Here is a 26595-nt window from a genome sequence, read left to right on the forward strand (position 1 = left end):
GATTGACTGGCTGCGTGACAGGGTAGTGAACATAATAATTAACAGCTAAATAGGTGCATCATGTCGGTCCCTCTGCGTACCGTTCAACTCAACGAAGCCAACGCATTCCTTAAGAAATATCCTGAGGTTTTGTACGTCGACCTTCTGATTGCGGATATGAACGGTGTGGTGCGCGGCAAGCGCATCGAACGCACCAGTCTTCATAAGGTGTACGAAAAAGGCATCAACCTGCCGGCCTCGCTTTTTGCGCTGGACATCAACGGCTCCACGGTGGAAAGCACCGGTCTGGGTCTGGACATCGGTGATGCTGACCGCATCTGCTACCCGATTCCCGGCACCCTGAGCATCGAGCCGTGGCAGAAGCGCCCGACTGCACAATTGCTGATGACCATGCATGAGATCGAAGGCCAGCCGTTTTTCGCCGACCCGCGTGAAGTGCTCGCCAACGTCGTGCGCAAGTTCGACGACATGGGCCTGACCATTTGCGCAGCGTTTGAACTGGAGTTCTATCTGATCGACCAGGACAACGTGAACGGCCGTCCGCAGTCGCCACGTTCGCCGGTCTCTGGCAAGCGTCCGGTGTCGACTCAGGTCTATCTGATCGACGATCTCGACGAATACGTCGATTGCCTGCAAGACATCCTCGAGGGCGCGAAAGAGCAGGGCATCCCGGCTGACGCCATCGTCAAGGAAAGCGCCCCGGCGCAGTTCGAAGTCAACCTGCATCACGTCTCCGACCCGATCAAGGCCTGCGATTACGCGGTGCTGCTCAAGCGTCTGGTGAAGAACATCGCCTACGACCATGAAATGGACACCACCTTCATGGCCAAGCCGTATCCGGGCCAGGCGGGCAACGGTCTGCATGTGCACATTTCGATTCTGGACAAAGAAGGCAACAACATCTTCGCCAGCGAGGATCCCGAGCAGAACGCCGCGCTGCGTCACGCGATCGGCGGTGTGCTCGAGACCCTGCCGGCGCAGATGGCTTTCCTCTGCCCGAACGTCAACTCGTACCGCCGCTTCGGCGCGCAGTTCTACGTCCCGAACTCGCCGAGTTGGGGCATCGACAACCGCACCGTGGCCGTGCGCGTGCCGACCGGTTCAGCCGACGCCGTGCGCATCGAGCACCGCGTCGCCGGCGCCGATGCCAACCCGTACCTGCTGATGGCCTCGGTACTGGCGGGTATTCACCACGGTCTGACCAACCAGATCGAACCGGGTGCGCCAGTCGAAGGCAACAGCTACGAGCAGAACGAACAGAGCCTGCCGAACAACCTGCGTGATGCCCTGCGCGAACTGGACGACAGCGAAGTCATGGCGCGTTACATCGACCCGATGTACATCGACGTGTTTGTCGCGTGCAAGGAAAGCGAACTGGCCGAGTTCGAGAACTCGATTTCTGATCTTGAATACAACTGGTATTTGCATACCGTTTGAAGATCAAAAGCCCCTCATCGGAACGCCGCCCGCCTAACCCTCTCCCAGGGGGAGAGGGGACTGAGCCGGGGATGCTCGGGAAATGCTGCGATCTGAACCTGCTTTACCGAATCCATAATCGACTCGGTCGGTCAGGTCGGCGCAGATTTTGAGCATCCCCCAATCGGTCCCCTCTCCCCCCGGGAGAGGGCTAGGGTGAGGGCAGCCCTCTCAAACCAGACACAGCAACCAGACCACCCCCAATCCCCCCTCGTCGAGCCAGAACAATGACCAAAACCCGCAACGACTGGGAACAACGCTTCCAGTCCCTGACCCTCGAAGCCCGCGCCTTCATCAACGGTGAATACCGCCCGGCGATCAGCGGCGAAACCTTCGAATGCCTGAGCCCGGTCGACGGCCGCTTTCTTGCCGCGGTTGCCAGCACCGATGAAGCCGACGCCAACCTCGCCGTCGAAGCCGCACGCCAGTCTTTCAACTCCGGCGTGTGGGCGAAAAAAGCCCCGGCCGAGCGCAAGCGCGTCCTGATCCGCTTCGCCGATCTGATCCTGCAACACCAGGAAGAACTGGCGCTGCTGGAAACCCTCGACATGGGCAAGCCGATCAGCGACTCGATGAGCATCGACATCCCGGCGGCCGCCAACGCGATCCGCTGGAGCGCCGAGGCGATCGACAAGATCTACGACGAAGTCGCCGCCACGCCGCACGACCAGCTCGGCCTCGTCACCCGCGAGCCATCCGGTGTGGTCGCGGCCATCGTGCCGTGGAATTTCCCGCTGATCATGGCCAGCTGGAAGTTCGCCCCGGCGCTGGCGGCGGGTAACTCGTTCATTCTCAAACCGTCGGAAAAATCCCCACTGACGGCGATTCGCATCGCCCAGTTGGCGCTGGATGCCGGCATTCCCAAAGGCGTGTTCAACGTGCTGCCGGGCTTCGGCCATACCGTCGGCAAGGCACTGGCGCTGCACATGGACGTCGACGTGCTGGCCTTCACCGGCTCCACGGCGATCGCCAAGCAACTGATGATTTACGCCGGGCAAAGCAACATGAAACGCGTCTGGCTCGAAGCCGGCGGCAAGAGCCCGAACGTGGTGTTTGCCGATGCACCGGACTTGCGCGATGCAGCCCAAGCGGCGGCCAGCGCCATCGCCTTCAACCAGGGCGAAGTCTGCACGGCCGGTTCGCGCCTGTTGGTCGAGCGATCGATTCGCGAGCAGTTCATTCCGCTGCTGGTGGAAGCGTTGCAAGCGTGGAAACCGGGGCATGCCCTCGACCCGGCGACCACCGTTGGCGCCGTGGTCGATCAGCGTCAACTGGAAAACGTGCTGCGCTACATCAGCATCGGTCGCGAGCAGGGCGCCGAGCTGATCGCCGGCGGCCAACGCACCCTCGAAGAAACCGGCGGCCTCTATGTGCAACCGGCGATCTTCGACGGCGTGACCAACGCGATGACCATCGCCCAGGAAGAAATCTTCGGCCCGGTGTTGTCGCTGATCACCTTCGACACCGCCGAAGAAGCGCTGCAGATCGCCAACGACAGCATCTTCGGCCTCGCCGCCGGTGTGTGGACGAGCAACCTGAGCAAGGCGCACACCTTCGCCCGTGGCTTGCGTGCCGGCAGTGTCTGGGTCAACCAGTACGACGGCGGCGACATGACGGCACCGTTCGGTGGCTTCAAGCAATCGGGCAACGGTCGCGACAAATCGCTGCACGCGTTCGACAAGTACACCGAGCTGAAAGCGACCTGGATCAAGCTCTAATTCTTTTACAGCGGCGGTCGCCAGCGTCTGGCGGCCATCGGAGAAATTTATGAAACAGCAACACGTCAACAGCTACTACGCCGCCACCCGCAACGAAGTCATCGACTTCCCAACCCTCGAAGAGTCGGTCGAGTGCGACGTCTGCATCATCGGCGCCGGTTATACCGGCCTGTCCTCGGCGCTGTTCCTGACTGAAGCGGGCTACAAAGTGACCGTGCTCGAAGCGGCGAAAGTCGGCTATGGCGCCAGCGGTCGCAACGGCGGGCAACTGGTCAATTCCTACAGTCGCGACGTCGATGTGATCGAAGCGCGCTACGGCGACAAGACCGCAGAAATCCTCGGCAGCATGATCTTCGAAGGCGCCGACATCATCCGTTCGCGCATCAAGGACTATGACATCCAATGCGACTACCGCCCGGGCGGCATCTTCGCAGCGATGAACAAGAAACAACTCAACGGTCTGGCTGAGCAGAAGCGTGGCTGGGAACGTTACGGCAACCGCAATCTGAAGATGCTCGACGCGGCTGAGATTCGTCGTGAAGTTGGCTCCGACGCCTATGTCGGCGGGCTGCTGGACATGCAGGGCGGGCACATTCACCCGCTGAATCTGGCGCTCGGTGAAGCGGCGGCGATCGTGCGCTTGGGCGGCAAGATCTACGAGCAGTCGGCTGCGGTGGAAATCACCTATGGCGAGCCAAACATCGTGCGCACTGCAAAAGGCCAGGTCCGCGCCAAGTACCTGCTGATCGCCGGCAACGCCTACCTGCCGCAAGGCCTCGACAACCGCGTGACCGCGAAAAGCATGCCGTGCGGCTCGCAGATCGTCGTCACCGAACCGTTGACCGAGCAGCAGGCGCGCAGCCTGATCACCAACAACTACTGCGTCGAAGACTGCAACTACCTGCTCGATTACTATCGCCTGACCGCCGACAACCGTCTGCTTTACGGCGGCGGCGTGGTCTACGGCGCGCGGGAACCGGACGACATCGAACAACTGATCCGCCCGAAAATTCTCAAGACCTTCCCGCAGCTCAAGGACGTGAAGATCGATTACCGCTGGACCGGGAATTTCCTGCTGACCATGTCGCGCATGCCGCAATTCGGCCGCATCGAGAAAAACGCCTACTACATGCAAGGCTACAGCGGCCACGGCGTCACCTGCTCGCACCTGGCCGGCAAACTGATCTCGGAAATGATCCGTGGCGACGCCGAACGCTTCGACGCCTTCGCCTCGCTGCCGCACATGCCGATGCTCGGCGGCCGCACCTTCTCCGCGCCGCTGACCGCCCTGGGCGCCGTCTATTACTCGCTGCGCGACCGCTTCGGCGTCTAAGTTACCTCCCCGGCGGCGGCCCCAAACCCCGCCGGTTTTCACTTTCGCAAAAGCATTGATGTCCCCTGTGGGAGCGAGCCTGCTCGCGAAGAGGCCATGGCAGCCACCGATGAACTTGCTGACACACCGAAACCCAACTGTAGGAGTGAGCCTGCTCGCGATGAGGTCCTGTCAGCCAATATCGTTGCGCCTGACCCACCGCCATCGCGAGCAGGCTCACTCCTACAGGTCTGTATTGCCAAGGCAAAAACGACTTTTGCCCAACCATCCATCGAACCTGCTGAGCAACACCACCAAACGTGATTTAATAGCCGCCTTTCACGGTTCCGGGACACGGGAGCAACGTGATCCGCGCGACCTGCGCGTCACCCGCCACCCACCCCCATCGTCCTTGTCGTTCTCACATAAGGCTGTCATGGATACGGGTTCTCGACTCAAACTAGTACGCGAAAGCTACAAACTCTCCCAGCGCGAGCTGGCCCGGCGTAGCGGCGTGACCAATGCGACCATCTCGCTGATCGAACAGAATCGTGTCAGTCCTTCCGTCAGCTCGCTGAAAAAGCTGCTCGAAGGCATACCGATGTCCCTGGCCGACTTCTTCACGTTCGACCAGCCGCCGCGCGAACACCAATACGTCTTCCGCGCCAACGAACAACCCGACCTCGGCCGCCACGGCCTGCGCCTGCTGCTGATCGGCGCCTCCGTCCCCAGTCGCCAGATGCGCCTGCTGCGCGAACAATACGCCCCCGGCGCCAGCTCCGGAGAAGAGCCGATCGTGCATGCCGAAGGCGAGGAGTGCGGGCTTGTGACCCGTGGCACCGTGGAATTGACGGTGGACGGGCAGGTGAGTGTGTTGAATGCGGGGGACGGGTATTACTTTCCGACGACATTGCCGCACAAGTTTCGCAATATTGGGGCGGATGAGGCGGAGATCATCAGCGCGAATACGCCGGCGAATTTCTGAGTTTCGACAAAATTGATCTACCGGACGATAACCACTCGTCCGGCGCATCGCACGTTCGCCGCGCACCTTCTTCCAATGCTGTAACTCCCCACGCAACGGAAGAGCCACCATGCAGAACCATAAACTTGCGGTAATTGCCCTCGCGGCGTTGCTGTTCGGCAGTTCGCCGTACACGCTCGCTGCTGGTGAAACGTCGACCCCGACGGCGAGCGACGGAACCAGCCAGACGCGTGAACCGGCGTCTCCAGCCACCAATGCCGACCCGGATGCCGAATCGCTACCCAAGGGTGGTGACGGAGGCAAGACCGACAATGGGCCGGTGCCATCTGCCTCCAAGCCCAGCCCTGCGGGTCAACCATCCGGTAGCAGCAGCGGGGGTAGCGGCGGCGGTTGATAGACCGAGCACTAGAATGCCCGGTCTGTTAAGCCGTGCTTTAGAGATTGTTTTGATGACCCGATATCTCTTCCGAGGTGTCGGGTTTATTTTTGCCATTCGTCAGCCGCACCGCATTTTTCACCGCGCACCTGCCTCCAATGCGTAACTCACCCCCGCAAAGGAAACAGCCAACATGCGCCCAGTCAACTTCGCAGCACTGACCCTCGCCACCCTGTTATCCGCCACCTCGCTCTACGCCACCGCCGCCAACGAAACCCCGGCGCCGACCGCCAACGACGGCAACAGCCAGACCAACCCGAGCGCGCCGGAAGACATTCATTCCAACGGCGCCACCGTGCCGAAAGGTACGCAGGGCAATACCACCAACAACGACGGCTCGACCCCTTCGGGCGGCAAGCCCAGTGGTTCGAAACAATCGAACGACAGCGGCACCAGCAGCGGTGCCGGCGAAGGTTAAGCGTGTTTCGAATGCAGCAAGCCCGGCATGTAGCCGGGCTTTTTTATGGGCAAATCCTGGATGACTGAACGCTATTTCGCCTTCCAGTTGCCGCCGCTGTTTTCACAGTCGATCTTCGCCTGTTCCAGATGCTCCCCGCCGTAGTAATAGGTGGTCACTTGCGCGTTATCCGGCAGGTTCAGCGGTTGGGCGCTTTTGTCTTTACTGGTGGAGTGCGGATTGGCCAGCGATTCCTGGGTGAGGCGGGCGGTGCAGGTGGCCTGGTAGTGGTCCTCGCAGCGCGCGACTTTTTTCTTGGTGGCGTTGAGGGTGTCTTTGCTTTCGTTGCTGCACGACCAGTTGATCGAGTCCACCGGCACGCCTTCGTATTCATAGCAACTGTGGGTTTCGACGGCGGGCACTGCGGCGCTCGAAGAGCGGGTCTGGACGTCGCAGCCTTCGGCCATGACGCAGGTGGGGATGATGGCAAACGTGGCGATCAGCAACAGCAATCGGGTTTTCATCGGCAGTTCCTCTCCAATGGCGCCGCGTCTGATCGGTGATTTGGCGCTTGTCTGCTTTCGAGGTGGCGATGACGTGCAGGGTTCCATCGGGTTCGCGATGGGTGATCTTCGCGTACACTGCGCAACAATCAGAAACATTCAGCGCCCAAGGATTGGACCGTCGCCATGATCGAAATCGGCCGCCGCAACATCGCCCCCGCTTCGCAGCATCCGTTTCACGATATCTATCTTTTCCACATCGACCCCGCAAAACCCGATACGCCGTTCTGCTTCGAGCAGTCGATGGGCGGCGGGCATATGGAACATGGCGGGGCGCGGTTTCTCGCGCTGGATGAACTCGACGCGTGGTCCGGCGACTGGCGCGACCACTTGAGCAAAGCCGATTGCGCCTGGGTGGCTGAGGTGATCGATGCTAACCCGAACGCCGATCAAGCGACGCTGGTGGCGTTGATTCTTCAGCGTCACGCAGTATTCGTGCAGCCAGTCGGGCGCTGGAAAGCCCTCGGCAACTGGCTCAAACGCAATATCCACGTCGGCGGCCGTTACGGCATCTGACCTTCGGAGATTCCTATGAACCAAACCCTCGAACGTGCTATCGCCATCGCCGCCACGGCCCACACTGGGCAAGTCGACAAGGGCGGTGCGCCATACATTCTGCATCCGCTGAAAGTCATGTTGCGCATGACCACGCTGGAAGAACGCATCGTTGCTGTGCTGCACGATGTGGTCGAAGATTGTGGCGTCAGCCTGAATGATTTGCGCGAGGAAGGCTTCAGCGAAGAAGTGCTGACGGCGATTGCATCGGTGACGAAAGCGCCCGGTGAGTCCTACGAGGATTTCGTCGACCGCGCCGCGCAGAACCCGATTGGGCGGGTGGTGAAACTGGCGGATCTGGAGGAGAACAGCGATCTCTCGCGGATCGCCTCACCGGGTTGGGAGGATCTGGAACGGATCGAGAAGTATCGGCGGGCGATTGCGCGGTTGCGTATGTGAAAGCGATTACATCCCCTGTGGGAGCGGGCCTGCTCGCGAAGGCGTCAGACCGGTTATTCATCGGTGACTGGCACACCGCTTTCGCGAGCAGGCTCGCTCCCACAATGAATTGATGGTGTGTCAGTTGAATAGCCAGGAAGGCGACTATGAAATCAGTTATTTGCTTGTTGATTGCTGCCGGTTTCGGCGTGTTGTTGCAGTTCGAAGGCGTCCCCCATGGCTTGCTGCTGGGTTCGATTATCGTCACCGCAGTGTTCGCCAGTAAAACCGGCATTGCACCGGCCACCCCCTATGGACTCGGCTACATCCAGGTCACGCTGGGGATCGCCACCGGGTTGATGTTCGAGGCATGGGACAGCGCGACGGCCTCGGCGCTCTTGCCCAGCCTCGGTGTATTGCTGATTTGCCTGACCGTACAGATCGCATTGGCCGGATGGTGGCTGACCCGCGGCGCCGGCTGGAATCGCACCGATGCGCTGCTGGCGGTTTATCCCGGTGCACTCGCAGCGGTGTTCGATTTGCTCGAATCGGAAAAGGCCTCGAGCAAGGTCATCATCGTTCACTTGATGCGTTTGCTGCTGATCACTGTGCTGGTGAGTTTGTTGATACCCGCCCAGTCCGCCATCGCGGTTGCCGATGGCGATCCGTTGACGACCGGCATGGCGCTGACCGCGTGTGCTGTGATTGCGCTCAGCGTGCTGCTCGGGCGCCTGCTGCTGGTGATCGGCGTCCCGGCGCCGTTCATGCTCACGGCGATCATCATCACGGCGGTGTTTGTGAAATCGGGATGGCTGCGCGGTTTTCACATGCCGGACTGGAGCCTGAACCTGGCCGCGCTGATTCTCGGCGTGCGCATCGGCTCACGGTTCCAGGGCCTCGGCTTCGCCGAACTGGCCCGGCACGGGCGCACAGCGATGGTCTCGGTTGGCATGATGATCGTGGTCGCGGCGGTGTTTGCCGAAGTAGCGGCGAGGTGGCTGGGCAACGATCCGCTGTCGTTATGGCTCGCTTACATGCCCGGTGCGATCGAGACGATCGCGATTGTCGCATTTGGTGGCGGGCTGAATGTGGTGTTTATCCTGACGCATCATTTGAGCCGGATGGTGCTGCTGCACTTTGCGCCGGCGTTGTGGGTGCAGGTGCGGCGGGTGAAAGAGGAAGCCTGACTCGAGCTGATGCCAATCTGTTACGGCGTGTCAGTTAAATCCATCCCCCTCACCCCAGCCCTCTCCCCCGAGGGGGCGAGGGGGAAGGGAGCCGATCTCGGTGCTGTTCGAAATTGGAGTTCGGCTCGAGATATCAGCTCGGTGTAACTCGAACATCCAACACGGTCGGCTCCCTCTCCCCCCGGGAGAGGGCTGGGGTGAGGGCAATGCGGCGCTAGCGGATGTGTGCGGCGAAGCCTTCGCTATCCGGCGCGATGCCTTCCTTCAACGTCAACGCCGGAATCTCATACTCCCCCCCATTCTGCTGCCGAAACCCGATCGGCCGCGCACTCCACAACTCATCCAGCCGCCGCCCCAGTTCCTCGGTGGTCTCGGCATACCGCGCAGCATCCATCCGGCTGGTGCGATACACGACAAATGGCGGCAATACTTCAAAACCGGGGTAGTACAAAATCCCGTGCTGAATCGGAAACAGCAGATCATCCATCGGCCCGTTGATCCCGCGTGGGCTGTAGTGGGATTCCCAGCCGCCGGTGGTGACCATCAGCATTGCGCGTTTGCCTTTCATTTTGCCTTCGCCGTAACGCTCGCCCCAGCGGCTGTCGGAATGTTCGCCGACGCCATAGGCAAAGCCGTAGGCGTAGACGCGGTCGACCCAGCCTTTGAGGATCGCCGGCAGGGTGAACCACCACAGCGGGAATTGCAGGATCAGCGCGTCGGCCCATTGCAATTTTTCCTGTTCGCGGGCGATGTCGGCGGCCTGGGTGCCGTCGGCGTAGGCGCGTTTTGAGTCGAGGGAGGCGTGGAACGGTTGCGACGGGTCGCGCTGCGGTGCGTCGTCGGCGTCGAGGGTGGTTTTCCAGTTCATTGCGTAGAGGTCGGAGACTTGCACGCTGTGGCCGGCGGCTTGCAGGCGCTGGACCGTGAAGTCCTTGAGCGAGCCGTTGAGAGACGTCGATTCGGGGTGGGCGTAAACCAGTAAAACATTCATGGTGGGAAGCTCCGTGGGTGAATGACTGCAGGATCGACGTTCGCCCGGTATATTGGAAATGAATGTCTAATATGTCTGGTATAGCCATGAATAATTTGAGACGGCTGGATATCAATCTGTTGATGACCCTGGATGTGCTGCTGGCCGAGCACAACGTTACGCGCGCGGCGCAGCGGCTGAACCTGTCGCAGCCGTCGGTGAGCGTGCACCTGGCCAAGCTGCGCGACATTTTCGGTGATCCGTTGTTGCTACCCGGCCCACGGGGCATGCGCCCGACCGCACGGGCCGACGAGTTACGCGAGCCGTTGCGCGAAGCGCTGGAGGCGTTGGAGCGGGCGGTGGCGCCGGCCAGTGCGTTCGACCCGGCGCAGGCGACGCACAGCTGGAAAATCGCCGCGACCGATTACGGCGAATCGACCGTGGTGCTGCCGGCACTGAGCGGCTTGCGCGAACAGGCGCCGGGCACGCGGCTGGCGGTGATCGACCTGCACCCGCAACAATTGGTGAAAGAGGCCGAGCAGGGCGTCTTCGATCTGGCGCTGCACATCAGCGAGGACGCGCCGCCGGAGCTGCATCGGCGACCGCTGTTTCAGGAGCGTTACGTGCTGGCTGGGCGCATCGGCCATCCGCACTTGCAAACGGCGCCTACGCGTGAACAGTTCTGCGCGCTGGAACACGTATTGGTGTCAAGAGAGGGTGGGGGCTTTTTCGGGGTGACCGACCGGGCGTTGGCCGATGTCGGTTTGAGGCGCAACGTGGTGTTGTCGGTGCCGCACTTTCTGATGGCAATGTCGGTGCTGGTCAGCACCGATCTGGTGGCGATGCTGCCGTCACGGCTGGTGCGCGGCAATCCGGCCTTGCAGGTGGTCGCCGCGCCGCTGGAAGTGCCGGGTTATGAAATGGCGATGTTCTGGGGTGAACGCGCGCACCGCGATCCGGCGCACAAGTGGTTGCGCGAGCATCTGCTGGCGTCGGTCTGAGACCCGGTCAGGCGTGGACCAACGCCACTGCAAACGACACGACGATCATGCACGCGAAGGCGAAATTGAGATTCATGGGGTGTTCATCCTGAGCCGTTTTAGAGTGGGGCCATTGTGAACAGGCACACGGCAAAGAAAAAATTCGCCTTGTTGATTCCAATGATCGAAACAATTGATAGCCGCTGCGTTTGTATTTGTCCGGGGCTTTCGCTAGCCTTGGTTAAACCTGCAATTACAAGCACAAACAGGCACAACCATGCACGATCACTCCATCGCCGAATTGCCCTCGCTGCGCCGGCAGAAAATCCTCTTGCTGCTCGAGCGCGACGGCAAGGTCATGGCGTCCGAGTTGAGCCAGCACTTCGCAGTGTCTGAGGACACCATCCGCCGCGACCTCGCCGAACTGGACAATGCCGGGCTGGTGCAGCGCGTGCACGGCGGGGCGTTACCGCGGCCGAAAGACTCGGGCAAGGATTACTTCACCCGGCTCGATGAAACCGATGAGGTCAAGGTTCGCCTGGCGCAACTGGCGGCGCAGCAGATCGAGGACGGGCAGATCGTGCTGTTCGATTCTGGCTCGACCACGTTGCAGGTGGCGCGCTCGTTGCGTACCGATATCAATATCACGGCGGTGACTGCTTCGCCGATGACGGCGATTGCCTTGTCGGAGTACAGCGGTGTGAAAGTGATTCTCGCCGGAGGGCAGTTGAACCCGCGGACCATGGCGGCGGGTGGGCATGAGGCGCTGCGTCTGCTGGCCGGGATCAAGGCTGATCTGGCGATTACCGGCGTGTGCGCGATTCATCCGGAAGTGGGGATTACCTCGCTGCATTTCGATGAGGTTCCGGTCAAGCAAGCGATGCTCGACAGCGCGGCGCGGGTGATTGCCGTGACCTCGGCGGACAAGCTTGGCGCGGTGGAACCGTTTGTGGTAGCGCCGTGTACGCGATTGCACATGTTGATTACTGAGCGGCATGTGGCGTCGGGCAGTGTCGAGGATTATCGGCGGCTGGGGATTGTGGTCGAGCAGCTTCCCGATTGAAGTTTTGTGGTGGGGCTGATGGCCTCATCGCGAGCAGGCTCACTCCTACAATTGGAATGCGTTCCCCTGTAGGCCTTCGCCTGCTCGCGATAGGGCCAGTGCAGTCAGCGCAACTTTTCGAGCATCTGGTAATACCACATCCCCGCCGCCAGCAACGGGTTGCCGAGTAAATCGCCCATCGGCACGCGAATGTGCTGGCAGGCGGCGAAGGTGTCGAACTGTTCCAGTTGCCCGGTGATCGCCCGGCTCATGATTTCACCCATGATGTGCGTGGTGGCGATGCCGTGGCCGGAGTAGCCCTGGCAATACCAGACGTTGTCCGAGAGCTTGCCCAGTTGCGGGATGCGGTTGATGACGATGCCCATCGCGCAGCTCCACTGATAGTCGATCTGCACGCCTTTGAGCGCCGGGAATGTCTGCTCGATGCACGGGCGCAGTTCGGCGGCGATGTCCCGTGAATCCTTGCCGCTGTAGTTGGCGCCGCCGCCGAACAGCAAGCGACCGTCAGCCGTCAGGCGGTAATAGTCGAGGACAAAACGGCAGTCATACACCGCGAGGTCTTGCGGGTTGATCTGCCGCGCCAGCTCGCCCAGCGGCGCGGTGGTGACGATGCCGCCCATGGCCGGGAAAATCTTGCCTTTGAGTTTGCCCGGTTCGAGCTTGTGGTAAACGTCGCCGGCGAGCATCACCTGGCTGGCGTCGATCTGCCCGTGAGCGGTGCGCACGCCCGGCCTGTCACCGTGAATGATCTCCAGCACTTCGCTGTTCTCGAAGATCAGCGCACCGAGACTTTCCGCCGCCCGCGCTTCGCCGATGCACAGATTGAGCGGGTGCAGGTGCAGGTTGCGGGTGTTCTTGATCGCCCCGTGATAGAGGTCGCTTTGCAGCAGATCGCGGACCTGAGTGCGGTCGAGCAGGCTGACCTCATCGCCCAGCCCGCGCCGCACGGCTTCTTCATAGTCGCTGCGCAGGCCGGTCATGTGGCTGGGCTTGTACGCGGCGTGCAAATGGCCGTGTTTGAGGGCGCACTGGATGGCATATTTTTCGACGCGCTGTTTGATGATTTCGTGGCCGCGCCAGCGCAGGTGCCAGATGAAATCGTCGACGTCATCACCGAGTTTCGCGCGCATCTGTTTGCGCATCGCGCCGTCGCCGGACAAGCTGCCGGTGACCTGACCGCCATTGCGCCCAGTGGCGCCCCAGCCGATCTTGTGGCTTTCGACGATAGCGACTTTCAGGCCTTTTTCCGCGAGTTCGACCGCGGTGGCGACGCCGGTGAAACCGCCGCCGATGATCACCACATCCACCGAATGCCGACCTTGCAGGGTCGGGTAGTCGGTGTCGCGGTTGAGGGTGGCGGTGTAATAGGAATTGCAGCGTTGAGTCATGTCAGTGTCCACACAAATTCGGGAGTCGGAGTGCAATCCCCTGTGGGAGCTAGCCTGCTAGCGATTGCGGTGTGTCATTCACCGACAATTTGACTGATCGGCCGCATCGCTAGCAGGCTAGCTCCCACAGGGTTGAGTGGTGGGGTTTCAGGCCTCGGTGAGGTACCAGCGCCAATCCTGCTCACCCACCTCGGCCATGAACTGCCGGTACTCGGCCCTTTTCACCGCCAGATACACGCCCAGAAACTCCTGCCCCAGGGCATCCCGCGCCCACACCGAATTCTCCAGCGCCTGCAACGAAGTCAGCCAGTCTGTGGGCAGCAACTCCTTGGCCTGCGCATAGCCATTGCCCTCGACCGGCGCACCCGGATCAAGGTCTTCACGAATGCCGCGATGAATGCCAGCGAGAATTGCCGCCGCCGCCAGATACGGGTTGGCGTCTGCGCCGCAGATGCGGTGTTCGATGTGCCGCGTGTTGGCTGGGCCGCCGGGCACGCGCAGGCTGACGGTGCGGTTGTCGACGCCCCAGGTCGGCGCCAGCGGGGCGTAGCTGTTGGCCTGGAAACGCCGATAGGAATTGGCGTTCGGGCAGAACAGCAACAACGAATCGAGCAGCGAGGCAAGCATGCCGCCAATCGCGGTGCGCAGCAGCGGCGTGCCGGCCGGATCCTCCGAGGCGAACAGGTTGTGCCCGGCGCCATCGGCGAGGCTGACGTGCATGTGCATGCCGGTGCCGGCCAGGTTGTCGAACGGCTTGGCCATGAACGTCGCCTGCATGCCGTGCTTGTGCGCCACCGCTTTGACCAGACGTTTGTAGCGCACGGCCTGATCCATCGCCGCCAGTGCATCGCCGTGTTCGAGGGTGATTTCCACCTGGCCCGGCGCGTATTCGGAGATCGCCGTGCGCGCCGGAATGCCGTGCAGTTTGCAGGCGCTGTAGAGGTCGGCGAGGAATGGTTCGATCTGTTCCAGTTCGCGCAGACCGTAGACCTGGGTGTGTCGCGGTCGACCACCGTCAGCATCCAGCGCCGGTTGCGGTCGGCCGTTGTGATCGCGTTTGGCGTCGAGCAGATAGAACTCCAGCTCGCAGGCCATGATTGGGTGGAAACCCTCGGCTTTGAGCGCGTCGATGACTTTGATCAGCAAGTGTCGCGGGTCGGCGATGCTCGCTGGCAGGCCTTCAGTCGGGTGCATGCTCACTTGCACCGCAGCGGTCGGAATCTGCCGCCACGGCAGGCGCACCAGACTGCCTTCCAATGGATAGGCGCGGCAGTCGATGTCGCCGACGTCCCAGACCAGACCGGAGTTTTCCACGTCTTCACCCTGCACGGTCAGGCCGAGGATGGTGCTCGGCAATGGCCGGCCGCTTTCGTACACGGCGAGCAGTTCTTCGCGGTGCAACAGCTTGCCGCGCGGTACGCCGTTGGCGTCGAGGATGAACAACTCAATCATGTCGATATCGGGGTTTTGCGCAAGGAACAGACGTGCGTCTTCAAGGGCTGCGAATTTCATGGCGATCACTCACGGGGGCGCCGCACAGGCGCGCAGAATCGGGCCGGACCCGACGCGGCAAAAGGCGTGGGTGTCCTGGCAGAGATATCAGAAAGAAGAAGACTGTCGCGGGTTTTTAACCGACGCGATAGACGGGCAGGGCGATATCCGGCGGGCGTGCGGAGTGACGCAGCTTGGAACGGCGCAGGGCCATGGGCAGATTGACGATACGGTTCATACGCCGCTCCTGACGAGGGCGTGCGAGGGTGAGACGTACAACCAATGTGGTTGTTGAGGTGACGTACTCATAACGCGTGTTTCCGTTGGCGGAAAACGTCGGTGGCGGGCTGGCCCGCCGACCGGTGTGCCCGGATAGTAAGGGGGAATCCGCGGGCATGTAAACGGGAGATATCGGGCTGCGCTTCAGCGCATCAGGTGAAAGCCCAGCCCGGCGAGGGCGCAAACGATCAGCACGCTGATCACCCCACGCTTGAACACGAACAGGGCTACGGCTGCGGCAATCGCCAGGACGATCGAAAATACATCGACGGCGCCGGCAAAACCGTTCGGCCAGAACACGTGGTAGGCGAAGAAACACGCCAGATTGACAATCACCCCGACCACGGCGGCGGTAATGGCGGTCAGCGGTGCGGTGAACTTCAGTTCGTTGTGCGTCGATTCCACGAGCGGCCCGCCGGCGAGGATGAACAGGAACGAGGGCAGGAAGGTGAACCACGTCACCAATGTCGCCGCCAGGGCGCCGGCGGCAAAAGCGTGCTCGGGGCCGAACGTCGGTTGCACGTAAGCACCGACGAAGCCGACAAACGCCACCACCATGATCAGCGGCCCGGGCGTGGTTTCACCGAGGGCGAGGCCGTCGATCATCTGCGTCGGCGTCAGCCAGCCGTAATGGCCGACCGCGCCTTGATAAACGTACGGCAGCACCGCATACGCGCCGCCGAAGGTCAGCAGCGCAGCTTTGGTGAAGAACCAGCCCATTTGCGTGAAGGTGCCGTCCCAGCCGAACCATGCCGTCAGCAGCGCCATCGGCAAACACCACAGCGCCGCGCCGATCAGCGCCAGTTTCCACAGTTTCGCCGGTTTGAAACGGGCGTGTTCCGGTGTTGGCGTGTCGTCATCGATCAGCGCCGGGCCGAAGGATTTGCCGCTGTTGCGCGGGCTGGCAGCGTTGAACCGCTGCGGGGCGAAACGTCCGCCGAGATAGCCGATCAGCGCCGCGCCAAGCACGATCAACGGGAACGGCGCATTGAACGCAAAAATCGCCACGAACGACGCCCCGGCAATCGCCCACAGCCAGGCGTTCTTCAGCGCACGCGAGCCGATGCGATGGGCTGCATGCAGGACGATTGCCGTCACCGCCGGTTTGATCCCATAAAACACCCCGGCCACGGCGGGCATGTCGCCGAAGGCGATGTAGACCCACGACAGTGCAATCAGAATGAACAGCGACGGCAGCACAAACAGCACACCGGCAACTATTCCACCCCAGGAGCGATGCAGCAGCCAGCCAATGTAGGTCGCCAGTTGCTGCGCCTCGGGGCCGGGCAGCAACATGCAGTAATTGAGCGCGTGGAGAAAACGCTTTTCGGAAATCCAGCGGCGTCGCTCGACCAGCTCCTGATGCATGATCGCGATCTGCCCGGCCGGACCGCCGAAGCCGATGCAACCGAGCTTGAGCCAGAAGCGCCAGGCGTGTTTCAGAGTGATGGGGGCGGGGCGCGGCGGGGCGTCGGGCGTTGGGTTCAAGTGCAACTCCTGCGGTGGGCTCGGCGGAGCGGGTATATAAGCAGGTTTTGGTTTATCTGTGGCGGCCAGATCGCAGCCCCTCATCGGAGCGCCGCCCGCCCAGCCCTCTCCCGAGGGAGAGGGAGCCGACCGAGGTGTCTGGCGTTATGCATCGACCTGGATGACCGCGTCGATTATGAGACCAAGCATCCAGAACGAAATGTGTGGCTTATGGATTCACCAATGCAACATCAGCTCAACGGAGCTCGCCAGCATCCCCCAATCAGTTCCCTCTCCTTAGGGAGAGGGCTAGGGTGAGGGGCTACGATGTCTGACCCACCCCAAACCCCCGCGCCGAACTGATCCGGTAATCATTGAACGGTCCCGTTGCGCGCTGGGGGTGGCCGGTCAGCCCCCGGTCATGTTCATGAACCGCACCACCTGCACGTCATCGTTGACTTCGAAATTGTGCCGATACGGTTTCAGCTTCATGGCTTCGATGATGGCTTTTTCCAGGCGTTGCGGTTGCCCCGGATGGGCGCGCAGCACCGCTTTCAGGTCCATCGAATGTTCGTTGCCCAGGCACAGCAGCAGCCGGCCTTCGACAGTCAGCCGTACACGGTTGCAGGTGGCGCAGAAGTTGTGGCTGTGCGGGGAGATGAAGCCCAGGCGAATCTCCGGTGCTTCGGCCAGGCGCCAGTAGCGCGACGGGCCTTGGGTCGATTCGGCTGAGTCGATCAGAGTGTAGCGTTCGGCGATTTTCTCGCGGACCTGGGCGCTGGAGAAAAACGACTCGGCGCGGCTGTGTTCGCTGATCGTGCCCAGCGGCATTTCTTCGATGAAGGAGATGTCGAGCTGACGGTCGATGGCGAAGCTCACCAGATCGTTGATCTCGTGATCGTTGCGTCCGTGCATCACCACGCAATTGAGTTTGGTGCGGGTAAAACCGGCCTTGCGAGCAGCGTCGATGCCGTCGATCACCTGGGCCAGATCACCGGTGCGGGTCAGTTCCTTGAAGCGCTGCGGGTCGAGGCTGTCGAGGCTGATGTTCAGGCGCTTGACCCCGGCGTCGAACAGCGGCGCGGCGAGTTTGCCCAGTTGCGAACCGTTGGTGGTCAGGCACAGTTCGCGCAGGCCGGGCAGGGCGGCGATCTGCTCGCAGAGCTTGACCACACCGGGGCGGATCAGTGGTTCGCCACCGGTGAGGCGGATCTTGCGCGTACCGAGGGCGACGAAGCTTTGCGCGACCTGAAACAACTCTTCGAGCGTGAGGATCTGCTGGCGTGGCAGGAACTGCATGTCTTCGGCCATGCAATAGACGCAGCGGAAGTCGCAGCGATCAGTCACCGACAGGCGCAAGTAATCCACGCGGCGGTTGTGACCATCGATCAATTCACGCTCTGTCATGGGTTCGCCTCGTGGATGTCAGGTGCGGCCAATTGGCGCAGTTGCGCAGGGTAAAGTCCGCACCCGTTGCCGTCCAATCACTCTGGCTGACCGGCTGATTGATCCGGTCGATGATGCCGTCATTGCGCACCGAACATCGCCGTCCAGTAGATGCCGGCATTGCTTTTCGGATCGGTTGCGTACGCCGCGCCGAGTTCCTTGTATTGCGGGTTCATCAGGTTGGCACAGTGGCCGGGGCTGGCGAGCCAGCCGTCGACGACTTCGCCGACCGTATCTTGCCCGGCGGCAATGTTTTCGCCGACCTGTTGGCCGCTGTAACCGGCGAGTTCGGCGCGGTCGCCGGGGGTACGGCCATCGCGGTCCTTGTGATCGAGGTAATTGTTGTTGGCCATGTCACGGCTGTGATCCTGGGCTACCGTGCCCAGCGTTGCATTCCATGCCAGCGGTGCGCCAGCGGCGAAAGCCTGGCCGCCGCATTGGCGCGGCTGGCTGCGGGCGGCGTTGAGTTGGGCGAGCAGTTTCTGCCCTTCGCTTTGCCCGTCGCCGAGCTTGGCCGTGAGCAGCGGCCGCGCCAGGACGATGCGCCAATCACGATCGACGCGGTTCACGCCGATATCGACGAACTGCGGATCGAGCACCACCTGACAGAAACTTTCCTGGATCGCTTGCATCGCCGATGCTGCGTCGCGCGGGCCGTTGAGGGTGATCGCCTGGACGTTGACCATCGGATAGCGGGCACTGGCCATGGCTTGTTGCAGATCGACCGCGCCGCTGGCTGGCAGGCGCAGGCGTGGATCGGCGGACAGTGGCGGCAATTCGTTTGAGGCCTGCGTCCCGCAACGCTGCGGCTGGCTGCGGTAGCTGTTGATCGACTCGATCAGTTTCAACTCATCGGCCGCCACCGCTGATGCGGCGAAGACAACGCCCAGCGATAACCCGGCAAGACGCAAAACGGATGGCATGAAGCGCATGGAAATCTCCCTCGAGCTGAATGCGCCCATGATGCGCGAAAGGCCCCCGGTGGGTGCAATGTCTTTTTTCGGCATTCAGCGGTTTTTTTAACCGGGATGTTTCTCCCGGCGTGGCCGGCTACACTCTGCGCAGACCCCGAAAACCGGGCGTCTCACCGACGAAACATCCAGCCCGGAACGGGCGCTGCCGGAAGAACTGACATGGGATTGAAACGCTTGGCGGGTTGTCTGGTAATCACTGTGTTGGCAGGCGCGGCATGGGCCACCGAACAGGCGCCGATCGAGGCCAAGGCCGAAGAGAAAGCGCAGGTGCTGGAAGAGAAAGCGGCGGACAAGGTCAGCAGCGCCCCGGCGCCGAAATCCGAAGCGATCACCCCAACCGAGGCGCAAGCGGTTGACCCGGCCGGCGCGGCGCCGCTGGACGATCCGCTGACCTGTCTGGCACGCAGCATCTACTGGGAAGCCAAGGGCAAGGACACCCCGGAAATGGAAGCCGTGGCCAGCGTGGTGATGAACCGTCTCGGTCACGAGGGTTTTCCCGACACGGTGTGTGCGGTGGTCAAACAGGGCTCGGAAAGCAAAAGCTGCCAGTTTTCCTGGTGGTGCGACGGCAAGCCCGATCAGGTCAAGGAAGACGCCGAATACGCGCTGGCCAAGAAAATCGCCGGCAAGGCGCTGAACCGCCAACTCAAGGATCGCACCCACGGCGCCATGTATTTCCACGACCGCAGGGTGCATCCGGGCTGGGCCAACGAATACCGCCGTACGGCCGCGATCGGCAAGTTTCAGTTTTATAAACCGGCGGGCGGAGATGCGCGTTAGGCCCACCGCCATTTGTCGTCGCATGAAGATCCCTTGTAGGAGTGAGCCTGCTCGCGATAGCGGTGTATCAGTAAACGAATATGTGCCTGACACACCGCTATCGCGAGCAGGCTCACTCTTACAGGGGATTGGGGGTGGCTTTATTGCGTCGGTTGGCGAACGGGGAAAAACAGCTCGAAACAGGTCACGCCATTCTCGCTGCTGACGCTGTAGCGCCCCTGATGCAGTTGCATGATCGTCGCCACAATCGACAGGCCCAGACCGTTGGATTGCGCCGAGCGCTCACGCGACTGGTCTACCCGATAGAAACGCTCGAACAATCGCGCCAAATGCTCCGGCGCAATGGTCGTACCCTGATTGCGCACGCGTAGATAGCTGCCATCCTCCTCAGCAAATGCCTCAACCTGCAGCGTCGAATCCGCTGCGCCGTACTTGATCGCATTCGCGCAGAGGTTGGCCAAGGCGCGGCGCAACAGCATCGGTTCGGCCCAGATCACGCCGTCGCCGCGGGCCTCGATGGTCATGCCGACATCCGCTGCCAGCCCCTCGAAGTAATCGGCGATGCGCTGCATTTCCTCCGCCGCGTCCAGTTCCTGACGCTGGCTCAAGGCACTGGCCGGGTCGGTGCGGGCCAGAAACAGCATGTTGTCGAGCATGCGCGTCAGGCGTTCGAGCTCCTCGACGTTGGAGGCAAGCAATTGCTGATAGGCCTCGACACTGCGGTTCTGGTGCAGGGCGACCTGGGTTTCACCGAGCAGGTTGTTGATTGGCGTGCGCAGCTCATGGGCCATGTCGGTGGACACCTGGCTCAACTGCGCAAAGCCTGTGGCGAGCCGGTCGAGCATGGCATTGAAGGCTTCGATCATCGGCTGCAATTCGCGCGGCGCGCCGTGGCTGTCGAGGCGTTCGTTGAGGTTGCCGACGCCAATGCCATGGGCATGTTGGGCCAGACGTCGCACCGGCAGCAGGCCGCGATACACCAGCAAACAGCCCACCAACGCCAGCAGCAGCGCCGCCAGCGAGGCCAGCCCGTAAACGCTCAAACGGTAACTTTCGAGCATCGCCGTGCGCTCGCTCATCAGGCGCCCGGTGGTGACTTGCAGATTGCCCAGATCGCCGGAATCGATGGTCGCCGCCACCGCGGAAAACGGCACGCCGTTGACGCTCGGCAAATGCTGCACATCGTTCAGGGTCATCGGGTGATCGATCGGCACGGCAGGCAAATCCGGCGCGGTGAGGTTGCCCGGGTTGACCACCAGCAGCGGCGGCTCGCCGGGCGTGCCGATGGTCAGCAGCGCTTCGCGATTGCCGAGCATGTTCTGGAACAATGCCGGTTTGTGCTTGATCAATTCCAGCGTGTTGCTGTCGTTGAGGAAACTGCGCAATTGATCGATACGGCTGACCAGCGCCGTGTCATCGCGGCGGGTCAGTTGCTGCTCCAGCTCGTTGTACAGCGCAGCGCCGAGGCCGGCCAGCGAAGCGAACGCCAGCAGGGCGAACAACAATGCCAGGCGCAGGGTCAGCGAATACGCGCGAGGGTGGCTCATGGCTGGGTGTCGAAGCGATAGCCGATACCGCGCACGCTGTGGATCAGCTTGAGCTGGAACGGGTCATCGATCTTCGCTCGCAAGCGCCGCACGGCGACGTCGACAACATTGGTGTCGCTGTCGAAATTCATGTCCCAGACCCGCGAGGCGATCAGCGAACGCGCGAGCACTTGCCCGGTGTGGCTGGCGAACAGTTGCAGCAGGGCGAACTCCTTGTTGGTCAGGGTGATGCGCGTACCGGCGCGAGTCACGCGGCGCTTGAGCACGTCGATCTGCAGGTCGGCGACTTGCAGTTGCTCGTCTTCATGAATCGGCCCGCGCCGGGTCAGGGTGCGCAGGCGCGCCACCAGTTCGGCGAAGGAAAACGGCTTGATCAGGTAATCGTCGGCGCCGAGCTCAAGGCCTTTGACGCGGTCAGCGATGTCATCGCGAGCGGTGAGGAACAACACCGGCGTATCGGCTTCCTTGCGCAGCCGGCGCAGCACTTCCCAGCCATCCATTTTCGGCATCATCACGTCCAGCACGATCACGTCGAAGCTGTGCTCCAGCGCCAGGTGCAGGCCATCGGCACCGTCGCGGGCCAGGCTGACGCTGTAACCGAGTTCCTGCAAACCGTTGAGCAGGTAATTGCCGGCCTTGGGTTCGTCTTCGACAACCAGAATATTCATCGGTCAGTCTCAATGGTCGTTGGTGCAGCCGCTGCCTTGAACCTGATAGTCCAGCACATGTTCGCGGCCCTGATGGTCGAGGTAATTCAAGCGCGCCGGGATCACCCCGCACGCCTGTGAAATATCGGTGCTGGACAGCACTTTGTCGATATCCAGATGCACGTAGAAACCGGTTTTGTCATGGATCACGCCGGTGTCGGGGGTGGTCGCGGCAAACACGCTGCCGGTGGCGAGGAGGGCGGTGAAGGCGATCAGGAGGGTTTTCATGGTCAGTCACTCAGTGGGTGAAGTGGATCGGCAGTGGCGCCGGAACAACTTCAGGCTACCGAGCGATCCGCACGGCAAACCGACAACTGAATGACAAAGTTGTAATGAAACGGGGAGGCAAGGCAGACGAAGATCCCTTGTAGGCCTTCGCCTGCTCGCGATGGCGGTGTGTCATTCAAATCAGATGTTGACTGATGTACCGCTATCGCGAGCAGGCGAAGGCCTACAGGGGGAGTCGGTGTTTTTTCAGCTCGCGTGGGTACTGAGAACACTCGCGATCTGCTGCGGCTGGCAGTTGAGGTACGGCGAGGATTTCAGCCAGCGCTGATCGGGGTACCAGGAAAACATGAACTGGCCGTTCTTCAGGCGATCGATCACCTGTCTGGCAATCTGCGGCCGCACGGCCGGGCAGCCCTGGCTGCGGCCGATGCGGCCCTGACGCTTGCTCCACAGCGGGTTCACGTAATCGGCGGCATGGATGACAATCGCCCGGTCGCGCGCCATGTCGTTAAAGCCCGGCTCGAGACCGTCCATGCGCAACGAGTAACCGTGGGTGCCGCTGTAACTTTCCTGGGTGCGGAACAGGCCGAGGCTGGACTGGAAACTGCCTTCACGATTGGAAAACTGCGTGGCGAAGTTTTCCCCGGAGTTGGAGCCATGGGCGACCAGATCGCGCAGCACCAGCTTCTTTTTGCTCAGGTCGAAGATCCACAACCGGCGTTCGGTGGACGGTTGCGAATAGTCGATGATCGCCAGATGACGCGACGGTTTCGCGCCGTTGCTGACCGCGCACTGCATGGCGCTCAGCGCACCTTTCAGCGCGTGGGGATTGAGTTCTGGCGCGGCGTGCGCGAGGCTGGTGTAAAGAACCGGCGAGAGCTGGCCGGCGGCAAAAACGGGGCTGGTCACTACGACAAGGGTCGCGGTGCTCAGCAAAAGTCGGCGCAAAAACGTCAACATTGATGAAGTGTCCTCACTTGCTACATATCGGGCACTTTGGTTCCTGACGTCCAGTCGATACCTGCAGGCTCGATGATCGAGCCTGACTGTTCAGCGCACCTGATGTAAGGTTGACCGTCATCGAGACGGCCATGGATTGGAGTAAAGCAGTTGTTCAAAAAGTACGCATGCTACTTGAGCATTTGTTTGCTCGCTGCGCCGTTTGTCGCTTGTGCCGAGGAGGCGCTGCCGCCGTTGCCGACCCTGCCGACGCCAGCGGCCGAAATACCGGTCGAACCGCAAAGCCCGCTACAGGCGGTATTGATCAATCTGCGCCAGTCCTGCCCGGCGATTGCGACGCGGCTCGACGGCGCGGCGCTGAGCCAGTTGCAAGCGTTCTACCAGCAGCAGGACTGGCTGCCGGTGTGGGCCAGCGAATCCGCACGTTTGCCGGCATTGCACGGGCAATTGCGCTTGTTGGTCGACGATGGTCTCAATCCGGCGCGCTACCCGGTCGCAGCCACCGCACCGCAGGACGGCGAGCTGTGCGCCGATATCGAGATCAGTCGCTATTACCTGCAAGCGCTGCAGGACCTGCATTTCGGCCGCCTGCTGCAATCGCATTTCGAACCGCTGTGGCATTCAGACGACACCCCGCGTGACCGTCAGGCGGAATTATTGGCGATCGCCGTTCCCGGCCTGCATGACATCCCCGCAGCGTTCGATCTGGCGCGGCCGCACCTGGCGCAATATCAGGATCTGCGGCAGCTCTACGCCGCCCAACGCCTGCAAACCTTGCCGCAATGGCAACCGGTCGGCAGCGGGCCACTGTTGCGCCCGGCGATGGAAGACAAGCGCGTACCTGAGCTGGCTCAGCGGCTGTACAGCGAAGGCTATCTGAGCCACGCCCTCGGCACGTCGGGTAACGCTTATGAAGGCGCACTGGTTGATGCGGTGAAGAGTTTTCAGATTAATCATTCGTTGCAGGCTGACGGGGTGGTCGGGCCGGGGACGATTGCCGAACTGAACATCAGCCCGCTAATCCGCCGCGAACAGTTGCGCGTCAATCTCGAACGTTTCCGCTGGATGGCTCAGGACATGGAGCCCAATACGTTGCTGATCAACGTCGCCGCCGCCGAACTGACGCTGTATCAGGACGGCGCGCCCGTGTGGCAAACGCGCACTCAGGTTGGCCGTGCCGACCGCCAGACGCCGTTGCTGAAATCGCGCGTGACCCGCCTCACCCTGAACCCGACCTGGACTGTGCCGCCGACGATCTGGAAGGAAGACAAACTGCCGGAAATCCGCAAGGACCAGACCTTCCTCAGCCGCCACAACCTGCAAGTGCTCGACGCCAATGGGCTGCCTTTGGCGGCAGCGGACATCGACTGGGAAAACCCCGGCAACATCCTTCTGCGCCAGGACGCCGGGCCGCGCAATCCGTTGGGGCAAATGGTCATCCGCTTTCCCAATCCGTTTTCGGTGTATCTGCACGACACGCCGAGCAAGGCGCTGTTCGACAAGGGTCCGCGCGCATTCAGCTCCGGTTGCGTACGCGTCGAACATCCGATGCAACTGCGCGACCTGCTGCTCACCCCGGCGGAGAAGGCCCGCACCGAAACCCTGCTGGCGACCGGCACCACCCACGAATTTCGCTTGTCGGCGCCGGTGCCGATCCTGATGACCTACTGGACCGCGCAAGTCGACGGCAATGGCCAGGTGCGCTACGCGCCGGACATCTACAGCCGCGACAGCGCGTTACTGGCCGGGCTCGACCGCGCGCATTGAAGCTCAGCGCTGGCCGCGCCGCCACAACAGGCGCGCCAGACAGGCATCGACACTCAACTTGCCGGCGCCAGCGAACAGCAGCGGCGCCAGCGCGGCCAGGTAGATCGCCGGCAGCTTGAAGTTGCCGAAGCCCTTGTTGGTGATCGCGTAACCCTGCGCCAGTTCGCTCAGCGACGACCAGTCGGCAGGCCAGTGCACAGCAGCCGTGGCGACCACCGTCACCACCATCAAGACCAGCGCCGAAAAGCGCGTGCCGAAACCGATCAGGATCGCCACGGCGCAGATCAGCTCGGCCCACATCGACAGTTCCCAATTCAGCGTTGCCGGCAGTCGGTCGAAGGGAAAGGGGAAGCGCTCTTGAATGTTCTCGAACCAATTCTGCCCGTTGAATTTCTCCAGCCCGGATTCGAAGAATTCCCAGGCGATGAACAGGCGCAAGGTCAACGGCGCCAGCCATGCGCCGGCGCGGTCGAGGTTCAGGTGCAGGTGCTGGACGGTGTTGGAGAGGGTTTTGCTCATGAGGGGCTCCGGTGGTTTTTCAGAGTGGAATCGACCGGTGCATTTGAAGGGTGGGGTGTATCGGGGGTGTGTCGTTGGGGTGGGGAATTGTTGGGTGGGTGTGTCTGGGCGGGGGCTGGATACACTGGGGTACACGCAGTGAAACCGAGTTGGCTCGGCCCCTCATCGGAACGCCGCCCGCCCAGCCCTCTCCCAGAGGGAGAGGGGGCCGACCGCGGGGTTTTGCGCTGTGCATCGACCTGAGACACCGAGTCGATTTTGGCTCTGCCGAGGTGCGGCCAGGATGGAGTCAACTTCCAATGGCTTGGCGATAACGGATTCAGCGCTAACCGTTCAGGTCGGCGCATTACGCCAATATCCTCCAATCAGTCCCCTCTCCCTCCGGGAGAGGGCTAGGGTGAGGGCATCGGTTTTGGAACCCGCCACAAATACCAAGCCGCCACCGTCCGATAAGGCCGCCACGCCAACCCAATTTCGATCATCTGCTTGCGCGTCGGCTGCACCTCCAGCCCCTTCAACCGCCGATAACCCTCACGCACCCCGAAATCGTCGGCCGGCAGAATATCCATGCGCTCCAGGCTGTAGATCAACAACATCTCCACCGTCCAGCGCCCGACCCCGCGCAGGCTGACCAGCCGTTCGATCAGCGCTTCATCGTCCATCGCCAGCGCCGTGGCGTAATCCGGCACCACGCCATCCAGCGTCGCCTGGGCGATGCCCTGAATCGTGGCGATTTTGCTCGCGGAAAACCCGCAGCCGCGCAGGCGCTCGACGTCGGTGGCGAGAAGCTGCTCCGGCCGCGGAAACGTCTGTCCGGCGAACAACCCCAGCAAACGCCCCAGAATCGCGTCCCCAGCCTTGGCGTGCAGTTGCTGATAAGCGATCGCCCGCACCAGCGATTCATACGGATCGCGCGCCGGATGCGGGCGATGCAGGCACGGGCCTATAGCGGCGATATGGCGCTGCCAGTCAGCATCGAGTGCGGCGAGAAAATCGCTCGCCGCTTGATAAGTGCCTGCCAC

Annotated in this window: 26 protein-coding genes; 13 read left to right on the plus strand and 13 right to left on the minus strand. The window is 61.9% G+C overall.

The features are described 5' to 3' along the window. Positions 1 to 60 precede the first annotated feature (60 nt). From BLU52_RS09055 to BLU52_RS09080, 6 genes are all read left to right on the plus strand, one after another. The gene (locus tag BLU52_RS09055; RefSeq protein WP_039763287.1) at positions 61 to 1437 is read left to right on the plus strand and encodes a glutamine synthetase family protein; all 1377 of its coding nucleotides are present in this window, start codon (positions 61 to 63) and stop codon (positions 1435 to 1437) included. A 266-nt stretch (positions 1438 to 1703) separates the two neighbouring features. Further along, positions 1704 to 3194, plus strand: coding sequence for an aldehyde dehydrogenase (locus BLU52_RS09060; RefSeq protein WP_090282861.1), 1491 nt, complete (start codon positions 1704 to 1706; stop codon positions 3192 to 3194). Between the two features lie 49 nt (positions 3195 to 3243). Continuing rightward, positions 3244 to 4527 (plus strand): NAD(P)/FAD-dependent oxidoreductase, encoded by a 1284-nt coding sequence (locus BLU52_RS09065; protein ID WP_090282862.1) that lies wholly within the window; start codon positions 3244 to 3246, stop codon positions 4525 to 4527. A gap of 415 nt (positions 4528 to 4942) precedes the next feature. Further along, positions 4943 to 5491 carry a cupin domain-containing protein gene (locus BLU52_RS09070; RefSeq protein WP_003226097.1) on the plus strand — a complete coding sequence of 183 codons (549 nt, stop codon included), beginning with the start codon at positions 4943 to 4945 and terminating at the stop codon, positions 5489 to 5491. Between the two features lie 109 nt (positions 5492 to 5600). Next, complete coding sequence (locus tag BLU52_RS09075; protein ID WP_090282863.1) at positions 5601 to 5885, plus strand: hypothetical protein; 285 nt, start codon at positions 5601 to 5603, stop codon at positions 5883 to 5885. A gap of 175 nt (positions 5886 to 6060) precedes the next feature. Continuing rightward, on the plus strand, positions 6061 to 6345 hold the full coding sequence (locus BLU52_RS09080; protein WP_090282864.1) for a hypothetical protein: 285 nt from the start codon (positions 6061 to 6063) through the stop codon (positions 6343 to 6345). A gap of 71 nt (positions 6346 to 6416) precedes the next feature. Here BLU52_RS09080 and BLU52_RS09085 read toward each other — a convergent pair whose 3' ends face one another. Next, entirely contained in the window at positions 6417 to 6848 is a 432-nt protein-coding gene (locus BLU52_RS09085) for a hypothetical protein (protein ID WP_090282865.1), read from the minus strand. Between the two features lie 165 nt (positions 6849 to 7013). Here BLU52_RS09085 and BLU52_RS09090 point away from each other — a divergent pair, with 165 nt between their 5' ends. The 3 genes from BLU52_RS09090 (at position 7014) to BLU52_RS09100 (ending at position 9007) form a co-directional block, all read left to right on the plus strand. Next, complete coding sequence (locus BLU52_RS09090; RefSeq protein ID WP_090282866.1) at positions 7014 to 7403, plus strand: hypothetical protein; 390 nt, start codon at positions 7014 to 7016, stop codon at positions 7401 to 7403. Positions 7404 to 7418: 15 nt separating this feature from the next. After that, a complete protein-coding gene (locus BLU52_RS09095) occupies positions 7419 to 7841 on the plus strand; it encodes an HD domain-containing protein (protein ID WP_090282867.1) in 423 nt (140 codons plus the stop codon). A 146-nt stretch (positions 7842 to 7987) separates the two neighbouring features. Next, complete coding sequence (locus tag BLU52_RS09100) at positions 7988 to 9007, plus strand: AbrB family transcriptional regulator (RefSeq protein ID WP_090282868.1); 1020 nt, start codon at positions 7988 to 7990, stop codon at positions 9005 to 9007. A gap of 214 nt (positions 9008 to 9221) precedes the next feature. Here the strand turns inward: BLU52_RS09100 and BLU52_RS09105 are convergent, their stop codons facing one another. Beyond that, positions 9222 to 9998 (minus strand): NAD(P)H-dependent oxidoreductase, encoded by a 777-nt coding sequence (locus tag BLU52_RS09105; RefSeq protein WP_090282869.1) that lies wholly within the window; start codon positions 9996 to 9998, stop codon positions 9222 to 9224. Positions 9999 to 10084: 86 nt separating this feature from the next. On the opposite strand from BLU52_RS09105, the gene BLU52_RS09110 reads away from it, so the two are divergent. Beyond that, positions 10085 to 10978, plus strand: coding sequence for a LysR family transcriptional regulator (locus tag BLU52_RS09110; protein ID WP_167359891.1), 894 nt, complete (start codon positions 10085 to 10087; stop codon positions 10976 to 10978). 256 nt (positions 10979 to 11234) lie between these two features. Continuing rightward, the gene (locus BLU52_RS09115) at positions 11235 to 12020 is read left to right on the plus strand and encodes a DeoR/GlpR family DNA-binding transcription regulator (protein ID WP_090282871.1); all 786 of its coding nucleotides are present in this window, start codon (positions 11235 to 11237) and stop codon (positions 12018 to 12020) included. Between the two features lie 104 nt (positions 12021 to 12124). On the opposite strand, the gene BLU52_RS09120 is transcribed toward BLU52_RS09115, so the two are convergent. The 5 genes from BLU52_RS09120 to BLU52_RS09140 all read right to left on the minus strand — a co-directional run bounded on the left by BLU52_RS09120 (position 12125) and on the right by BLU52_RS09140 (position 19023). Further along, positions 12125 to 13408 carry an NAD(P)/FAD-dependent oxidoreductase gene (locus tag BLU52_RS09120; RefSeq protein ID WP_090282872.1) on the minus strand — a complete coding sequence of 428 codons (1284 nt, stop codon included), beginning with the start codon at positions 13406 to 13408 and terminating at the stop codon, positions 12125 to 12127. Between the two features lie 147 nt (positions 13409 to 13555). Further along, positions 13556 to 14920, minus strand: a complete 1365-nt coding sequence (locus BLU52_RS09125; RefSeq protein WP_090282873.1) for a glutamine synthetase family protein — start codon at positions 14918 to 14920, stop codon at positions 13556 to 13558. 402 nt (positions 14921 to 15322) lie between these two features. Then, complete coding sequence (gene chrA, locus BLU52_RS09130) at positions 15323 to 16666, minus strand: chromate efflux transporter (protein WP_090282874.1); 1344 nt, start codon at positions 16664 to 16666, stop codon at positions 15323 to 15325. A gap of 387 nt (positions 16667 to 17053) precedes the next feature. Further along, complete coding sequence (gene moaA, locus BLU52_RS09135) at positions 17054 to 18052, minus strand: GTP 3',8-cyclase MoaA (protein ID WP_090282875.1); 999 nt, start codon at positions 18050 to 18052, stop codon at positions 17054 to 17056. Between the two features lie 119 nt (positions 18053 to 18171). After that, on the minus strand, positions 18172 to 19023 hold the full coding sequence (locus BLU52_RS09140) for a CAP domain-containing protein (RefSeq protein ID WP_090282876.1): 852 nt from the start codon (positions 19021 to 19023) through the stop codon (positions 18172 to 18174). 201 nt (positions 19024 to 19224) lie between these two features. Here BLU52_RS09140 and BLU52_RS09145 point away from each other — a divergent pair, with 201 nt between their 5' ends. Continuing rightward, positions 19225 to 19845 carry a cell wall hydrolase gene (locus tag BLU52_RS09145; protein WP_090282877.1) on the plus strand — a complete coding sequence of 207 codons (621 nt, stop codon included), beginning with the start codon at positions 19225 to 19227 and terminating at the stop codon, positions 19843 to 19845. Positions 19846 to 19985: 140 nt separating this feature from the next. Here BLU52_RS09145 and BLU52_RS09150 read toward each other — a convergent pair whose 3' ends face one another. The 4 genes from BLU52_RS09150 to BLU52_RS09165 form a co-directional block, all read right to left on the minus strand. Continuing rightward, complete coding sequence (locus tag BLU52_RS09150) at positions 19986 to 21392, minus strand: heavy metal sensor histidine kinase (protein WP_090282878.1); 1407 nt, start codon at positions 21390 to 21392, stop codon at positions 19986 to 19988. Further along, the gene (locus tag BLU52_RS09155) at positions 21389 to 22060 is read right to left on the minus strand and encodes a heavy metal response regulator transcription factor (protein WP_090282879.1); all 672 of its coding nucleotides are present in this window, start codon (positions 22058 to 22060) and stop codon (positions 21389 to 21391) included. Before BLU52_RS09155 ends, BLU52_RS09150 begins: the two co-directional genes overlap by 4 nt. 9 nt (positions 22061 to 22069) lie before the next feature. Then, entirely contained in the window at positions 22070 to 22327 is a 258-nt protein-coding gene (locus BLU52_RS09160) for a DUF2790 domain-containing protein (RefSeq protein ID WP_090282880.1), read from the minus strand. Between the two features lie 246 nt (positions 22328 to 22573). Further along, positions 22574 to 23287, minus strand: coding sequence for a murein L,D-transpeptidase catalytic domain family protein (locus BLU52_RS09165; RefSeq protein ID WP_090282881.1), 714 nt, complete (start codon positions 23285 to 23287; stop codon positions 22574 to 22576). A 150-nt stretch (positions 23288 to 23437) separates the two neighbouring features. Between BLU52_RS09165 and BLU52_RS09170 the strand changes: the two genes are divergently transcribed. Continuing rightward, the gene (locus BLU52_RS09170) at positions 23438 to 25054 is read left to right on the plus strand and encodes a L,D-transpeptidase family protein (RefSeq protein ID WP_090282882.1); all 1617 of its coding nucleotides are present in this window, start codon (positions 23438 to 23440) and stop codon (positions 25052 to 25054) included. 3 nt (positions 25055 to 25057) lie between these two features. Here BLU52_RS09170 and BLU52_RS09175 read toward each other — a convergent pair whose 3' ends face one another. Both BLU52_RS09175 and BLU52_RS09180 read right to left on the minus strand, forming a co-directional pair. Next, positions 25058 to 25573: an HvfX family Cu-binding RiPP maturation protein gene (locus BLU52_RS09175; protein ID WP_090282883.1), complete on the minus strand. Its 516-nt coding sequence runs from the start codon at positions 25571 to 25573 to the stop codon at positions 25058 to 25060. A 392-nt stretch (positions 25574 to 25965) separates the two neighbouring features. Further along, a complete protein-coding gene (locus BLU52_RS09180; RefSeq protein WP_090282884.1) occupies positions 25966 to 26595 on the minus strand; it encodes a DNA-3-methyladenine glycosylase family protein in 630 nt (209 codons plus the stop codon).

It is taken from the genome of Pseudomonas granadensis (assembly GCF_900105485.1).
In the GTDB taxonomy this organism is placed as follows: domain Bacteria; phylum Pseudomonadota; class Gammaproteobacteria; order Pseudomonadales; family Pseudomonadaceae; genus Aquipseudomonas; species Aquipseudomonas granadensis.

What these genes read in the sequence shown, in the direction of transcription:
- BLU52_RS09055 (WP_039763287.1), top strand. Translation starts at nt 61, where the DNA reads ATGTCGGTCCCTCTGCGTACCGTTCAACTCAACGAAGCCAACGCATTC.
- BLU52_RS09060 (WP_090282861.1), top strand. Translation starts at nt 1,704, where the DNA reads ATGACCAAAACCCGCAACGACTGGGAACAACGCTTCCAGTCCCTGACC.
- BLU52_RS09065 (WP_090282862.1), top strand. Translation starts at nt 3,244, where the DNA reads ATGAAACAGCAACACGTCAACAGCTACTACGCCGCCACCCGCAACGAA.
- BLU52_RS09070 (WP_003226097.1), top strand. Translation starts at nt 4,943, where the DNA reads ATGGATACGGGTTCTCGACTCAAACTAGTACGCGAAAGCTACAAACTC.
- BLU52_RS09075 (WP_090282863.1), top strand. Translation starts at nt 5,601, where the DNA reads ATGCAGAACCATAAACTTGCGGTAATTGCCCTCGCGGCGTTGCTGTTC.
- BLU52_RS09080 (WP_090282864.1), top strand. Translation starts at nt 6,061, where the DNA reads ATGCGCCCAGTCAACTTCGCAGCACTGACCCTCGCCACCCTGTTATCC.
- BLU52_RS09085 (WP_090282865.1), bottom strand. Translation starts at nt 6,848, where the DNA reads ATGAAAACCCGATTGCTGTTGCTGATCGCCACGTTTGCCATCATCCCC.
- BLU52_RS09090 (WP_090282866.1), top strand. Translation starts at nt 7,014, where the DNA reads ATGATCGAAATCGGCCGCCGCAACATCGCCCCCGCTTCGCAGCATCCG.
- BLU52_RS09095 (WP_090282867.1), top strand. Translation starts at nt 7,419, where the DNA reads ATGAACCAAACCCTCGAACGTGCTATCGCCATCGCCGCCACGGCCCAC.
- BLU52_RS09100 (WP_090282868.1), top strand. Translation starts at nt 7,988, where the DNA reads ATGAAATCAGTTATTTGCTTGTTGATTGCTGCCGGTTTCGGCGTGTTG.
- BLU52_RS09105 (WP_090282869.1), bottom strand. Translation starts at nt 9,998, where the DNA reads ATGAATGTTTTACTGGTTTACGCCCACCCCGAATCGACGTCTCTCAAC.
- BLU52_RS09110 (WP_167359891.1), top strand. Translation starts at nt 10,085, where the DNA reads ATGAATAATTTGAGACGGCTGGATATCAATCTGTTGATGACCCTGGAT.
- BLU52_RS09115 (WP_090282871.1), top strand. Translation starts at nt 11,235, where the DNA reads ATGCACGATCACTCCATCGCCGAATTGCCCTCGCTGCGCCGGCAGAAA.
- BLU52_RS09120 (WP_090282872.1), bottom strand. Translation starts at nt 13,408, where the DNA reads ATGACTCAACGCTGCAATTCCTATTACACCGCCACCCTCAACCGCGAC.
- BLU52_RS09125 (WP_090282873.1), bottom strand. Translation starts at nt 14,920, where the DNA reads ATGAAATTCGCAGCCCTTGAAGACGCACGTCTGTTCCTTGCGCAAAAC.
- moaA (WP_090282875.1), bottom strand. Translation starts at nt 18,052, where the DNA reads ATGACAGAGCGTGAATTGATCGATGGTCACAACCGCCGCGTGGATTAC.
- BLU52_RS09140 (WP_090282876.1), bottom strand. Translation starts at nt 19,023, where the DNA reads ATGCGCTTCATGCCATCCGTTTTGCGTCTTGCCGGGTTATCGCTGGGC.
- BLU52_RS09145 (WP_090282877.1), top strand. Translation starts at nt 19,225, where the DNA reads ATGGGATTGAAACGCTTGGCGGGTTGTCTGGTAATCACTGTGTTGGCA.
- BLU52_RS09150 (WP_090282878.1), bottom strand. Translation starts at nt 21,392, where the DNA reads ATGAGCCACCCTCGCGCGTATTCGCTGACCCTGCGCCTGGCATTGTTG.
- BLU52_RS09155 (WP_090282879.1), bottom strand. Translation starts at nt 22,060, where the DNA reads ATGAATATTCTGGTTGTCGAAGACGAACCCAAGGCCGGCAATTACCTG.
- BLU52_RS09160 (WP_090282880.1), bottom strand. Translation starts at nt 22,327, where the DNA reads ATGAAAACCCTCCTGATCGCCTTCACCGCCCTCCTCGCCACCGGCAGC.
- BLU52_RS09165 (WP_090282881.1), bottom strand. Translation starts at nt 23,287, where the DNA reads ATGTTGACGTTTTTGCGCCGACTTTTGCTGAGCACCGCGACCCTTGTC.
- BLU52_RS09175 (WP_090282883.1), bottom strand. Translation starts at nt 25,573, where the DNA reads ATGAGCAAAACCCTCTCCAACACCGTCCAGCACCTGCACCTGAACCTC.